This window comes from Paraburkholderia sp. D1E (assembly GCF_052682275.1).
Window position 1 is genome coordinate 1739461 of record NZ_JBQYMB010000001.1, and the last position, 13828, is coordinate 1753288.

Sequence of the window (13828 nt, forward strand, 5' to 3'; positions counted from 1 at the left end):
TCAATCACCGTAGGAAGGCATTCGTGTCCGGTGGCGCGGCTGGGCTTCAAACCCAGTTGAGGGCGTCAGACGCTCTCAGGTCGGTTCGACTCCGGCTGCCTTCCGCCGGAACGCCCTGCGGGCTCCCCGGCAGGCTATCGTCGACGCTGTGACTCTTTTGGCCTTCTTAGGCCGCCAGAGCGCCGAAGTTGGGAGGACGCCACGGAATTCGAAAATCGCTCGCGCCACGGCTTGGCACAATCCATGTGCCGTGCCGGAAGGGGGCGGTCCGAGTCGTCAGAGCATCGCAGCAAAGCATGTCGTCGCGTTATTGCGGTGATAACGCGGGTTATCACCGCTCAGATACGCTATTAAGCGCAATCCTGATAATGGCGATTATCAGGATTGGACGGACGTAAAAAAACGGCCTGCACAGCGCGGACCGGGTCTGGCGGAGCCGCTACCGAGACCTGATCGCCACCGACCATCTGGTGAGGCAAGCTGAACGTACGCCTCGAACATACGGTCAAGTTGCGACGCCGGGATGCCGATTCCTTTGTCGCTCACGACGATCTCCACCTGGTCATCGTGGACTGTTGCGTCGATCGTTATCTCGCTGTCGTCGTCCGAGTATTTGATTGCGTTGTCCAGCAGATTGGAAACGACCTGGGTCAGCCTGGTTCGGTCGCCGTTCACCAGTACAGACTCGCCGGGCATACTGACGTTGATACGGTCCCGGTGCTCGTTCGCGATCGGCAAGTTGATCTCGACTGCGCTCTGTATGGCGTCCCTGATGTCGAACACTTCGCGTCGCAGACGGATCTTTCCACTGCTGGGCTCAAATCGAGGTGAAGGCCGCCGAACTCACCAAGGCGGCCGTGCTCGAGCAAGTCGTTACTCGCCAAGCGCTTAAACGCGAGCGTCTCCGTCAATACGTCGAGAAGCAGGCTCCCTGGTACAAACCGTTGATGAAAAGCGTCGATGCTTCGACGTTGTCTTCCGCAGCTACAGAGTCCGGCATAGGTTCGCACGTTCGAACGCATCGTGCGAACGGACGCTCCTTGATTGAGGGTGCCTTCCCGGAATCCGTCACCAATTTGTGCATAACATGGGTATGCTGACGCGTCGGTCACATCCCTTTACCCAGTGGAGACGCCTATATGCGACTTGCTGACTTTATCTTGCGAGACGAGGAGCCGATTCTGGCCCAGTGGGAGGCGTTCGCAGGTACCCTCCTGCCGGCGGCGGCAAACATGGAGTCATCCGGGCTGCGCGACCACGCGCAGCAAATCCTGCACGCTGTGGCAAAGGATTTGCGGACTTCGCAAACCAGGGACGCCCAACTCGAAAAATCGCTGGGTCGAGCTCCCACAATGATCGATGCGACCGAAACAGCCGCGCAAACGCATGCCCTTCTGAGGGCAAGGGCCGGCTTCAATATCAACCAACTCGCCGCAGAATATCGCGCGCTACGCGCAAGCGTACTTCGCCTGTGGATAGACGATTGTGAGCCCGAAGCGCCTGATCTGGACGACGTCATTCGCTTCAATGAAGCCATCGATCAAGCCCTTGCCGAATCGGTCACCTTTTTCAGTATGCAGGTTGAGCAGAGTCGGAACCTCCTACTTGGCATGCTGGGACACGACATGCGCAGCCCTCTCCAGGCGATTCAGGTGACTGCATCTTATCTGGCAGCGCTGAATGTTGGCGAACAGGTATCGGAAGCCGCTGCCCGCCTGATACGTAGCGGGGGGCGGATGCAAGCGTTGTTGGATGACTTGAGCGATTTCAACCGAAGCAAGCTGGGCTTGGGTATTAACGTCGTCCCTAAGGATGTCAATCTGGCGGACGTGCTTGCCGACGAACTGGACGAATTGCGTGCGGTTCATCCCAACAGGCAGCTTGTGCTGCACGTGAGTGGTGATTTACGGGGAGTCTGGGACGGCCAGCGCCTGCAGCAATTGCTTCAAAATCTGGTGCTCAATGCCATCAAGTATGGGGCGGAGGACACTCCCGTGCGAGTGGAGGTGACTGGCGACGCAACGCATGTTCGTATCGAAGTCAGAAACTGCGGGCCTGTCATCGGGCGAGCAACGCTGGCATGCATTTTCGATCCGCTGACGCGGGGGGCGGACCATCAGAGCGAATATGACAGAGCGGGAAACCTCGGACTGGGTCTGTATATTGCCAGCGAAATCGCCAAGGCCCATCAAGGTGCGATCGAGGCACGGTCAGACGAGACGGAGACCTCATTCTCAGTGTCGCTCCCGCGTGCGGATGGGACCGCATTTGGGCGCTGACGGTCCGGGGCAGCGGAGAGAAGCGCCTTACTCAATGTTGTATCGCGGGCTTTTGCTGCGCGGAAAACCGTCATCGGGGCGAGCACAGACCACTAGCGGCTCACGGCATTCGTGGGCGCTTGATCTTTCGGGCAACGCTCACTGGAAGGCCGTTCGCGTGCTTTTTTCTTGCGATCATTATCCGGTCACCTAGGGGGCTCGAACGCCTGAACCGCCGGGGCACGCATAACGAAGCCGACCGCACCGCCTCGCCAAATCGCAAGAGTGCACTCATTGACCCGGATACGCTGGTGTATTCCTCGCGTCCGATCCTGGCGTCCAGGACTATTGCCAGTCCTGACTCGCGCGCAATTTTTAGCATGTCCATCTCGCCACCTCCGACTATCTCGCCGATCCGCACTTCGGGTGCGCGTGCTGGCATCAATAAAGTCGCATTTCGTATGCCTGGTATACGCGGGTGAAAATTCGCTTTACGGAGTGGGCCAGGCTGCATCGCCTGATCGGTCGTCATCGCGTGCCTTACCGTCGGCGATGTCGCAGGGGGTATCTGTGTCGCTTGCTGCCAATCACAACTTTGCGCGCTTCAAGCGCGCATGCTTTTTTATAAGGCGACATACGACCACAAAGGGACGATGAGGGTCTCCGGTAAATAATCGCTGTGTGGGAATATCGGCCGTCCGGCCGCTTACATGCAGCCGATGTGCCCGCCATCATTTCCCGAAATCTACGAGCACACCGACTCAGTGACAAACAGCCACCCGTCGTTCTCTTGAAATCATTGGTAGGCGGCTCGAGTGCCTTCAGGAAGCGCCTCGACCTAAGCCGCTGGTATGGCCTACCAATGCGCGGCGCGCGAAGCTGTTCTTCGCAGAGAATCACAGGCCCGGAAGAACGCTGCAAACCTTGCGGAACCATTTCATCGTAGTCCGCCATGTATGTTGCTTAAATGCAGGACAACATTCTGGAGCCAGTTATGACTATCAAGCCTGCCGCAACTTCGCCGACTGACGAACTGGACACCGTCCCAGATACATCGAGCCCCGCATATGCGGGCCGTCATCCGCTGACCACGTATTCGGCCGGTTCGCAAGCCGTGTCACTCAATGGGTCGGCTCGCCTGCTGCATTTTGTCTAGCTTGGATCGTAACAGGGCCAATCTTCCACTACTCTGACGGATGGCAGCTAGTCATCAACACGAGTACAACGATCGTTACATTTCTGATGGTTTTCCTGATCCAGCCGGGCTGGACCAAGGATAGCGTGCGCGTTGCACCTGAAGCTAAATGAACTGCTTTCTCGTATCGCGCGGCGAACAATCATCTGATTGGCAGCGATCGGCCAATTAACTGCCCGATCGACCGCTAACGCCTCGCGCGAAAAGTGCCCGATCTTATCCTGATCGATCGTTTCGGCAGTAAGCCCGCTTACTGTGGATCGCGTGCGACGACGCGAGCATGCGCGACGTAGGCGCCCAACCGGGGGGCGGGTCCATCGTGAACCCCTTGTACTGGGATCGCATCGTATTTACATCAGACTTTTAAGCCGGCTGAATCCTTTGCGCGACACAGCGGTCCTATTGAGACCGCCGTCTCCCTTTGTAAGCACGCTCGAGCATCGTCAAAGGCACGTGTAATCAGGTATGCGGGTTGCTCGACCGCTGAACCAGACCATGTAGCCGAGGCGTTATGAGCGCAGATTCGAAACAGCCCCCCGAATACCGGGAGATCGAAGTCCGCAAGGGACAGGTTACCGAAAAGATGTCACGCGAAGCGTTCCGCGGACGTTTCATGGCCCGCTTCTACGATCCCGCCTTTCGCACCGAAGATGAATCGCTCGCGCGACTTGAGGCCATCGCGTGGGACGCCTACTCCAACGCGCGCAAATCACCGATTACCGAAAAGGCCGGCCCCGGCTTCCAGGACCCGGACTACGAACTGTCCGTTGAATGGCGCGCTGCGAGCGACCGGATCAAGGCCGCCCAGGCGCGGCAGCAGGATAGGGGGGCGCCTTCGCGCGTGCTGATCGTCAACGCTTCGGCGCGCAACGACTATACCTGCCCGAGTGAAATGTCGAAGAGCTTCCGGCTCGGTAAGCTCGCCCAGCAAACCCTCGAGGGACGCTCCTGCGAAGTAGACTTCCTCGATCTCTCGCATCTGAATTCGGACCGTGATCTGCATATCCACCCTTGCAAAGGCTGCGTATCGACGGCGATGCCGCTTTGTCACTGGCCGTGCAGTTGCTATCCCAATCATTCGCTGGGTCTGGTGAACGACTGGATGAACGATATCTACGAACGGTTCGCGGCCTGTCACGGCGTGCTGTTCGTCACGCCGGTGTACTGGTATCAGGTCGCGAGCCCGCTCAAGCTGCTGATGGACCGCCTCGTTTGCGCGGACGGCGGCAATCCTGATCCCACCACCACGCATGGCAAGAATGCGGATGAAGCCAAGCGGATCGAACTCGCCGGATGGCATTATCCGAAACATCTCGCGGGGCGCGCGTATGGCCTTGTCGTCCACGGCGATGTTGCCGGAATCGATGGATCGCGTCGCGCGCTGACCGACTGGCTTAACTGGATGGGATTCGTCGAGTCCGGTGCGAAGTCCCGTCTCGATCGCTTTATCGGCTACTACGAACCGTACGCGACCAGCCACGCGACACTCGATCGCGACGACGACATGCAGAAAGAAGTTGTCAATGTCGCGGAGGCCGTTGCGGTTTGCGTCGAGCAGATTCGCAACGGACACAAGGAGCCTGATCATCGCCTCGAAGCGGTTCGAGCGAAATGATTCGCGCCTGTACTCACCAGTCCGGCCGGTTTGGCGCATGCATCGGCGTTTGTTTCGTCATGGCCGGCAACCTCTGAATAGGACGACGCATGGCGGACACGGAGAAGGACCCGCGCACAGAGCGACATCGCCTGGGCGAATGGCTTCCGCGTAACGAAGCACATCTGGCGCAGTATCGTTTGGAGCTTGCCGCAAAAGCATACGAGCGGGGAGCCGTTGCGGCCCGCATGAGCGCAGTCGAAGAACTGGCGGCACTGATCGACGGCGATCCGGTTCTCAGGATGGACATGACGAGAGCGATAGCGCAGGCACAGGAAGAGGGATTCGAACTGGGCTATTCGACGATCGAAGAACTGATGTCGATCGTCGACTACCTGATGACCTACTCGCCGCCCTTCAGCGAAACGAGCCTGATCCATTGCCCTTTGAACGCCGTGCTGGACTGGCCGATGTGCATGCCGTCGGGCTACGCGCTCTTTCGCGACCCCGCGCTCAATGCGCAACTCAAGCGCGTGCTGAACTGCTGGTGCGGATTTCTTGGCGGCCCGCATTCGCGTGAGCATCTGAATACGTCACCACCCAATGGCTGGTTCTCCGCGGAGGCCGACAGGCGGATTGGCCTGTCGCAATTCATTTGCGATCCGGATCAACCGTATTGGGGTTTCGCGTCATGGAACGACTTTTTTACACGACGTTTCCGCAACGGTGTACGGCCCGTCGACGAACCCGATAACGACAAAATCATCGTGAGTGCATGCGAGGCCGCGCCGTATAACATGCGGCACGATGTGCAACTGCGTGACACGTTCTGGATAAAGTCGCAGCCTTATTCGTTGCTGGAGATGTTCACGTCGGGTCATGCCGAAGTGGCGCGAGATTTTGTCGGCGGTTCGGTTTATCAGGCTTTTCTGAGCGCCTTCAACTATCATCGCTGGCATGCTCCGGTGAGCGGCGTCATTTCGAAGGCCTACGCCGTGGACGGCACGTATTACTCGGACGCGGATTCAGAGGGAGAAGACCCGGGCGGCTTGAACGATTCGCAAGGTTACATCACCGCAGTGGCCGCGAGAGCGGTGATCGTGATTGACTGTAATGATCGCTCGATCGGCAAGGTTGGCTGTGTATTCGTGGGAATGGCGGACGTGTCGTCCTGCGTGATCGAAGCGCTTCCTGGCCAACGCGTCGCAAAGGGCGACGAACTCGGCTTTTTCCAGTACGGCGGCTCGACATGTTGCCTGGTCTTCGAGCGCGACGTTGTTGGCGAATTCGTTCCACGGCCGTCGTTGGATGCTACGGCCGTGCCGATCAAGGTAAATACGCGCATCGCGACCGCAAAGTAAAGCGAGCGCCTCCAATGGAGACCGTCGCGCGTCGAGGCGCGGCGGTCTGTTTCACTCAGGCGGCAGGTTTCAGCACGACCTTGGTCCAGCCGTCCTCGCGTTCGTCGAAGTGCTGGTAACCCTCAGGTGCCTTATCGAGCGGCAATTCATGCGAGATGATCTGGGATGGCTCGGCCTTGCCGGCCGTGATCAGGTCCCGCAGTTTGCGGTTATACGCCTTGACGTTGGCCTGGCCCGTGGCGATATGCTGGCCTTTCATCCATAGCTGCCCGAAATCGAGTGCTAGTTGACCTCCCTTCGCGAGCTTGTCTCCGGCTTTCGGATCCTCGGCAACGAATACGCCGACCACGCCGATGCCCCCCGTCGGACGTACGGCCTTGATGAGATTGTTCATTGTCAGGTTCGGCACTTCGTGACCCTTGCAACTGCACTGATAGCCCACACATTCGCAGCCACGGTCAGCGCCTTCGCCTTCGGTCATTTCAAGTATCCGGTCGGCCGACAAGCCATCGCTGTCGTCAACAGGAATCGCGCCCAGTTTTTCCGCGAGCTTGAGTCGGTCGGGGTGGCTATCCACCACCATAACCTTGCTCGCGCCCTTGATCGACGCCGACAGTGCCGCCATCAAGCCCACTGGCCCGGCACCGTAGATCACGACGCTGTCGCCTGGTTCAACGCCAGCGAGCACCGTCGCGTGATAACCGGTCGGGAAGATATCCGACAGCATCACGTAGTCGTTTTCCTTCTCTTCGGCGTCCGGCGGCAGGACGAGGCAGTTGAAATCGGCGAACGGCACGCGCAGGTATTCCGCCTGACCGCCGCTATAGGGTCCCATTCCGGCAAAACCGTATGCGGCGCCGGCCATGCCAGGATTCGCAGTAAGGCAGAAACCCGTTAGCCCGCGCTCGCAATTCTTGCAAAAGCCGCAACCGATATTGAACGGCAGACACACGCGATCGCCGACCTTGATCCGCTCGACCCCGTTGCCGATTTCCGTCACAACGCCAAGATTCTCATGTCCCAGGATACGACCCGTTTCCATATTGGTGCGGCCTTCGTACATATGAAGGTCGGAACCGCAGATGTTTGTGGTAGTGATCTTGACCAGAACGTCCGTCGGACGCTCGATTCTTGCATCAGGCATTTCCTTGACGGCAACTTTACGTGGACCTTCGTAAACCAGTGCTTTCATGCTGATCTCCTGAGAACACAACGGGCAGTCGACGTGACTGCTATGTGGAAAACCGAGCAGCACGCATGCCTGATTGCGCTGCGCAAGAAGGAACACTGCTTGCGCCCAGTCTGAACCGGAAGTACGTGATGCCCTGGCTCGATGCGGAGGGCGTGTTCTTGCGTCACACTTTTTTCGGGGAGGCAAACATGAACACCATGCTCGCTTATCGCATTCATGGCTTTGACGGTCCCGAGGTTTTCGGGTCGGAGAAGATCGACGTGCCCGAACCGGGCGCTAACGAAGTGCTCGCACGCGTGCGAGCGGCGAACGCTACACGGCGCGGCCCGACGGCGGTCAGCTAACCGTCATCGCCGAGTTGATCGACAAGGGCCGCGTTCAGGTGCGCATAGCCGACACGTGTGCCTTCAGCGCGCTGCCGAAAGCACTTGCACGACTGGAAGAGGAACATGTACGCGGGAAAATCGTCGTTCTGGGCCCGAACAAACGGTGATACGGCATGGGGCGGCCAACCGGCATCGCGCGCTAAAGTTGTATCGCTCGCGAAGACTGACGACCTCCCAGGGTGGCGGGGCCTCGCAAGGAACAGCGCTTGCTGTGCTCCAGATTGCCGTTTCCCAACGGGCATGACGCTTGCGCGCGGTTTTCGTAGCCATTCGACTTACCAGAGTCAAGGAGCGCCAGATGAACACACTGAACTCGCGAGACGCCCCTGCCTCGTTGGACGTCGGTGATCAGGACGTGCAGCGCGTGGCCGTCACCTTCAAGATCAACCGCTCGCGGTACGCGTTCGACGTCGTCAATCCGCCAGGCGTGAAGGGCGTGGGAGAAATCGGCGTGGTCGGTGTCGCGGCGGCGAATGCGAACTGGCATGCGACGGGAAAGCGTATCCGCGATCTGCCGATTACGCGGGACAAGGTATTCGCCTGATTTCAGTGCTTACTTTTATGAAACCCCGTTCATCACCGCATCCATCGCCGGGCCGGCAGGAACTGACGCCCGCAGTTCAGAGTTTGCGTGCGCTGAATTCGCTGGCCAGCGGCGTTGTGGTGATCGCCGCACTGTATGTCGGGCGGGGCGTGCTGATCCCGATTACGCTGGCGGTGCTGCTCAGCTTCATCGTTGCGCCGCTTGTCGGATTGCTAAGGCGGTTCCGCTTCGGCCAGTTGCCGTCGGTGATCGTCGCGGTGCTATTCGCGCTTTCCGTACTGTCGGCTGTCGGTGTGCTGATCGGTGCGCAGGTGGCGCAACTGGCGGAGGATCTGCCGCAGTATCAGTGGACGGTCGAGCACAAGATCCGTGTCGTGCAGGAAAAAACCTTCGGCCGCGCGGATACGCTGCTCGCGAGCGCATCGAATGCGCTGAAGCGCTTCACGCCGCCGCCAGGCGACGCACACAAGAAAGACAATCCGGCTTTTGCGAACAGCGGTGCGCCGATGCCCGTCGAAGTGCACGAGCCGACGCCGTCGCCGATCGAACTGGCGCAGCGCTATCTTTCGCCGGTGGTCAGCCCGCTCGAAACAGCCGGTATCGTGCTGGTGGTCGTCATCTTCATTCTGCTGGAACGCGAGCGGTTGCGAGATCGGATGATCCGGCTATTCGGCTCGAGCGACCTGCATCGCACATCAACGGCAATCAGTGAGGCCGCCGGTCGCCTGAGCCACTATTTCGCGATGCAACTGGCGATAAATACCGGCGTCGGTGTTTTCGTTGCAATCGGCCTTGCGATCATCGGGATGCCGGGCTCGCTGCTGTTCGGCGTCATAACGGCGTTGCTGCGATTCGTGCCGTACGTCGGCGCGTGGATCGCGGCGCTGATGGCGATGGTCATGGCCGCGGCGGTTAGCCCAGGATGGTGGATGGCGGCCGGCACGGCAGGTCTCTTTGCCGTGACCGAGGGAATCTCGAGTCAGCTGATCGAGCCGCTGCTGTACGGGCGCGGCAATGGACTCTCGCCACTAGCCGTGATCGTCGCGGCGATTTTCTGGAGCTGGCTGTGGGGGCCGGTGGGACTGGTGCTATCGACTCCGCTGATGCTGTGCGTGGTCACGCTTGGCCGCCACGTCGAACGGCTCGAATTCCTGGACGTCCTGTTCGGCGATCGCCCTGGTCTGACGCCCGCCGAAAATCTTTATCAGAGACTGCTGGCCAACGATTCACTGGAGGCGTTGCAGCAGGCGGGCGCATTGCTGAAAGAATGCTCGCTGACGGCGTACTACGACGACGCGGTGCTGGCCGGCCTGCGGATCGCACATGCCGACGTCCGGCGCGGTGTCGTGCCGGCCACCCAGCTCAGGCTGGTCCGCTCAGCGACGCACACGATCATCGCCGACCTGGAGGCGGTCAGCGATGTGACGATGATCACGCCGGACGGTGAACGGGGGCAGCCGGTGTCCGTGTTATGTATCAGCGGTCGGGGCAAGCTGGACGATCTGTTGACTGCAATCGCTGTGCAACTGCTGAATAAACATGGTTTCGAAGCATCACACGCGACCTATGAGCGGTTTGCCGCTGGGCGCCTCAATGAAGCGCGGCTTGCGTCCTGTCCAGTGGTCTGCGTGATTTCGTTCGACGCGGGCGAGCCTTTGCCATATCTGCGCAACCTGCTGCAGCGATTGAGCGAGGGACGGGTTCCCCGTGAATCAATACTGGGCATGACGACAGAAGACGAACCCGCTAGTGAATCTTCACCTTTCGCGGTACCGGGACACGCGATTCCCGTCGTTGCGTCGTTCCAGCAGTTACTGCGGGCGTGTGCACAGGCTGCGCAAATGCAGGGACGGGAGCAGACACAAGTACAAGGACAAGGACAAGGACAAGGACAGGAAGCTGGCAATGCCGATCCTGTCCGCACAGGAACGGACGCATGATGTCCTGGCTCCGGACCAGATTCACGCGTAATTTTTATACTCAGGAAGACAGTGGGATCGACAATATTCCGTATGCGCGGCCCGAATGGGCCGCGCGGTCCATCAGCGGTCAATAGTACGGCTCAGCGCTCACCGCTATTGGCCGTTTTGCGGCGTACCCGGTTGCGGCTGGTTGATGCCGTTGCCGTTCATGCCCGCCGCGCCGTTTGCCCGGTTCGGGTACGTCGAATTCGTGCCCTTCGGTGTCGTAGGGTTGGGCGAGGCGCCCGTGCCCGTACCTTGTCCTCCGCCGGTGGCGGTATTACCCGGGCTACCGTAACCGCTCGAATTCGGTGCTCGCGAGGCGCCCGGCTGAACCATGGTGCCGCCGCCTCCCGTTCCCATACCACCTCCGCCACCGGCACCCCCTGCCCCCGTGGCAGCACCACCGCCCATTCCTGCACCACCGGCGCCTCCCCCGGCACCACCACCGCCTGCCTGCGCATACGCGCCGCCCGCACATGCCATCAGCAGCGCCGAAACCATCAGTTTCTTCGTTAAGGTTTTCATCATCGAGTCCTCCAGAAGTAGGGTTACGTTGCAGCGAGTCTGCGACAACCCGCGTGAGAACAAAGCCGCAAGGGCTGTGCCTCGTGGAGTAGTGCGGCGAGCATGCTTGCTGCGCCGGAAAAATGAGACCATAGGCACCGCGCTTGCTCGTATAAATGGAAGGCCGCTTCGCCGGGCGTCGAGCTATCGGACTCGATACCAGGTCGTCGCGGAATTTCCCTACTTCCCAATGGAGTACGACAAATGGCTAAAGAACTCGCAGGATGCAAGGTAGCGGTGCTCGCGGTTGACGGTTTCGAACAAGCGGAGTTGCTCGAACCGAAACGTGCACTGACGCAAGCCGGAGCCGAGGTGCATGTGGTCTCGGCAAAGCCGGGCAAAATTCAGGGCTTCCAGCACGTCGACAAAGGTGAAAAGGTCGACGTGGACGCCACGTTCGGCGAGGTTCGTCCCGACGATTACGATGCGGTCGTGTTGCCCGGCGGCGTGGTGAACGGCGACGCGATCCGGCTGATTCCGGAAGCACAGGCCTTCGTGCGCGCTATCGACGGGGCGAAGAAGCCCCTGGCGGTGATCTGTCACGGTGGATGGCTGCCTATCTCGGCGGGCATCGTCAAGGGCCACAAGATGACGAGCTGGCCCAGCTTGCAGGACGACATCCGCAATGCCGGGGGCACATGGGTCGACGAGCAGGTTGTCGAGGATGACAACTTCATCACGAGCCGCAAGCCGGACGATCTTCCCGCATTCAACAAGAAACTGATCGCGCAGCTGTCGAGTCACAGCCGGCGCGCCTGAGATGCATGCGTGCCTGGGTGAACGAATCACTCAGGCCACTACGCGATAGCGCAGCACCAGACCTTCATCCATCAGATCCGTTTCGATTGCCTTTGCCGTTCCCGTGACCCGTGGATCGCCGACAGGCAAAAAATCCTGTCGCGGGAATCAACAGGCATCATTTGTCGCGATGCCCCGGCAACACGGCGTCGAGCACCTGTTTCGCCGTTTCGACAATAACGTTGCCTTCGTTCGGATCGCGCTTGATTAGCGTCGATGCGAATGCTTTGGCTTGCGCCAGCGTGATATGCGGCGGTAGCGGCGGAATATCCGGATCGGCCTTTACCTCGATCACCACCGGCTGGTCCGACATGAGCGCCTCATCCCATGCTGCGCCCATGCGTTCGGCGTCATCGACATAAATGCCTTTCAGGCCGATCAGTTCCGCAAAGCGGTGATAGGGCACGGATGGAATATCCTGCGACGCCTCGAACTTCGGGTCGCCTTCCATCGCACGCTGCTCCCACGTCACCTGATTCAAATCGCTGTTGTTGAGCACCATGCAGATCCAGCGCGGATTGGCCCACAGTTTCCAGTACTTGGCCACGGTGATCAATTCGGCCATATTGTTCATCTGCATCGCGCCATCGCCGACTAGCGCGATGACGGGACGCTCGGGGTACGCGAATTTTGCGGCGATCGCATACGGCACTGCGGCACCCATCGAGGCAAGACCTCCCGACAACGAGCACATCATGCCGCGCTGTACTTTCAGGTCGCGTGCATACCAGTTCGCACAAGAGCCGGAATCGCTTGTAACGATTGCATTGGCCGGTATGCGCGAAGAGAGTTCCCACACGCTGCGCTGAGGGTTCATGCCGTTCTTGCCGATCTCATGGGCTCGCTTGTCGAGCGTCTTCCACCAGTCGGCAGTCCAACCCTCGATCTTCTTGCGCCAGGCGCGATCCTGTTTCTGTTCGAGCAACGGCAGCAAGGCGCGCAGCGTCTCGGCGCTGTCGCCCACCAGGTTGACTTCCATGGGATAGCGCAGGCTGAGCATGTCAGCCTTGAGGTCGATCTGCACGCCGCGGGCCGAGCCTTCTTTCGGGAGGAATTCAGAGTATGGGAAACCGGAGCCGATCATCAGCAGGGTGTCGCATTCGCTCATCAGGTCGTAGCTGGGTTTAGTGCCGAGCAGTCCGATCGACCCGGTGACCCAAGGCAAATCATCCGGCAACGCGGCCTTTCCCAGCAGGGCCTTGGCAACGCCCGCCGCGAGTTTTTCCGCTACGGCGATGACTTCGTCTGTGGCATGCAGCGCACCTGCGCCGACCAGAATGGCGACTTTTTTACCGGCGTTGAGCACGTCGGCGGCCTGCTGCAGATCGTCCGGGTAGGGGACGAGTCGCGGGGTGCGATAGCCGACGCCCGAATGCAGCGCGCCGTGTTTGCGACTGGGTGCTTCATAGGCAAGGTCCTGCAGGTCGTTGGGCAGCACGATTGCCGTGACCTTGCGTTCCGAAAGCGCGGTGCGTATCGCACGGTCGACCAGATGCCGGACCTGCGAAGGCACGGTAGCCTGCTCCACGAACGCACCGGCCACGTCCTTGAACATCGAAACCAGATCCAGTTCCTGCTGGTAGTGGCCGCCGAGCGCAGCACGCGCTTGCTGTCCGGCAATCGCCAGTACGGGCATGTGGTCCATGCGAGCGTCGTAAAGCCCGGTGATCAGATGCGAGGCGCCCGGTCCGGAAGTGGCGATGCAGACACCCAGTTCACCGGTGAACTTTGCATGTGCCGAGGCCATGAATGCGGCCATTTCCTCATGGCGAACCTGCACGAATTCGATCTTCCCCTTCGCCCGGTTCAGCGCACCGAAGACACCGTTGATGCCGTCTCCCGGATACCCGTAGATACGCCGGACGCCCCATGCATGCAGTCTTTCTACAATAAAGTCACCGACGGTCTGGGTCATTGCAGTCTCCACAAACGGATGGCAAGCACGGCGTCACACGTTACGCCATATCGCGCC

The 13828-nt window shown here is 59.8% G+C and carries 12 protein-coding genes, 1 tRNA gene and 1 pseudogene; 10 read left to right on the forward strand and 4 right to left on the reverse strand.

The features are described 5' to 3' along the window. Positions 1 to 12 precede the first annotated feature (12 nt). Positions 13 to 105 (forward strand) — tRNA-Sec (locus ACUN0E_RS07935). 273 nt (positions 106 to 378) lie between these two features. Here ACUN0E_RS07935 and ACUN0E_RS07940 read toward each other — a convergent pair. Further along, entirely contained in the window at positions 379 to 738 is a 360-nt protein-coding gene (locus ACUN0E_RS07940; protein WP_445566196.1) for a sensor histidine kinase, read from the reverse strand. Between the two features lie 401 nt (positions 739 to 1139). Between ACUN0E_RS07940 and ACUN0E_RS07945 the strand changes: the two genes are divergently transcribed. From ACUN0E_RS07945 to ACUN0E_RS07960, 4 genes and pseudogenes are all read left to right on the forward strand, one after another. Then, positions 1140 to 2279 (forward strand): ATP-binding protein, encoded by a 1140-nt coding sequence (locus ACUN0E_RS07945; protein WP_445566197.1) that lies wholly within the window; start codon positions 1140 to 1142, stop codon positions 2277 to 2279. Positions 2280 to 3252: 973 nt separating this feature from the next. Then, positions 3253 to 3608, forward strand: a pseudogene (locus ACUN0E_RS07950) (low affinity iron permease family protein); the annotation flags it as partial. A 428-nt stretch (positions 3609 to 4036) separates the two neighbouring features. Then, the gene (locus ACUN0E_RS07955) at positions 4037 to 5068 is read left to right on the forward strand and encodes a flavodoxin family protein (protein ID WP_445570401.1); all 1032 of its coding nucleotides are present in this window, start codon (positions 4037 to 4039) and stop codon (positions 5066 to 5068) included. An 89-nt stretch (positions 5069 to 5157) separates the two neighbouring features. After that, complete coding sequence (locus ACUN0E_RS07960) at positions 5158 to 6408, forward strand: phosphatidylserine decarboxylase family protein (protein ID WP_445566198.1); 1251 nt, start codon at positions 5158 to 5160, stop codon at positions 6406 to 6408. Positions 6409 to 6463: 55 nt separating this feature from the next. Here ACUN0E_RS07960 and ACUN0E_RS07965 read toward each other — a convergent pair whose 3' ends face one another. Further along, positions 6464 to 7600: a glutathione-independent formaldehyde dehydrogenase gene (locus ACUN0E_RS07965; protein WP_445566199.1), complete on the reverse strand. Its 1137-nt coding sequence runs from the start codon at positions 7598 to 7600 to the stop codon at positions 6464 to 6466. Between the two features lie 188 nt (positions 7601 to 7788). On the opposite strand from ACUN0E_RS07965, the gene ACUN0E_RS07970 reads away from it, so the two are divergent. From ACUN0E_RS07970 to ACUN0E_RS07985, 4 genes are all read left to right on the forward strand, one after another. After that, entirely contained in the window at positions 7789 to 7944 is a 156-nt protein-coding gene (locus ACUN0E_RS07970) for a hypothetical protein (protein WP_445566200.1), read from the forward strand. Positions 7945 to 7958: 14 nt separating this feature from the next. Further along, positions 7959 to 8093, forward strand: coding sequence for a zinc-binding dehydrogenase (locus ACUN0E_RS07975; RefSeq protein WP_445566201.1), 135 nt, complete (start codon positions 7959 to 7961; stop codon positions 8091 to 8093). 191 nt (positions 8094 to 8284) lie between these two features. Further along, positions 8285 to 8530: a hypothetical protein gene (locus tag ACUN0E_RS07980; RefSeq protein WP_445570611.1), complete on the forward strand. Its 246-nt coding sequence runs from the start codon at positions 8285 to 8287 to the stop codon at positions 8528 to 8530. A gap of 17 nt (positions 8531 to 8547) precedes the next feature. Then, entirely contained in the window at positions 8548 to 10470 is a 1923-nt protein-coding gene (locus ACUN0E_RS07985) for an AI-2E family transporter (RefSeq protein ID WP_445566202.1), read from the forward strand. A 135-nt stretch (positions 10471 to 10605) separates the two neighbouring features. Here the strand turns inward: ACUN0E_RS07985 and ACUN0E_RS07990 are convergent, their stop codons facing one another. Next, entirely contained in the window at positions 10606 to 11022 is a 417-nt protein-coding gene (locus ACUN0E_RS07990; protein ID WP_445566203.1) for a hypothetical protein, read from the reverse strand. A 240-nt stretch (positions 11023 to 11262) separates the two neighbouring features. Between ACUN0E_RS07990 and ACUN0E_RS07995 the strand changes: the two genes are divergently transcribed. After that, on the forward strand, positions 11263 to 11817 hold the full coding sequence (locus ACUN0E_RS07995) for a type 1 glutamine amidotransferase domain-containing protein (RefSeq protein ID WP_445566204.1): 555 nt from the start codon (positions 11263 to 11265) through the stop codon (positions 11815 to 11817). A gap of 157 nt (positions 11818 to 11974) precedes the next feature. Here ACUN0E_RS07995 and ACUN0E_RS08000 read toward each other — a convergent pair whose 3' ends face one another. After that, on the reverse strand, positions 11975 to 13771 hold the full coding sequence (locus tag ACUN0E_RS08000; protein ID WP_445566205.1) for a thiamine pyrophosphate-requiring protein: 1797 nt from the start codon (positions 13769 to 13771) through the stop codon (positions 11975 to 11977). Positions 13772 to 13828 lie beyond the last annotated feature (57 nt).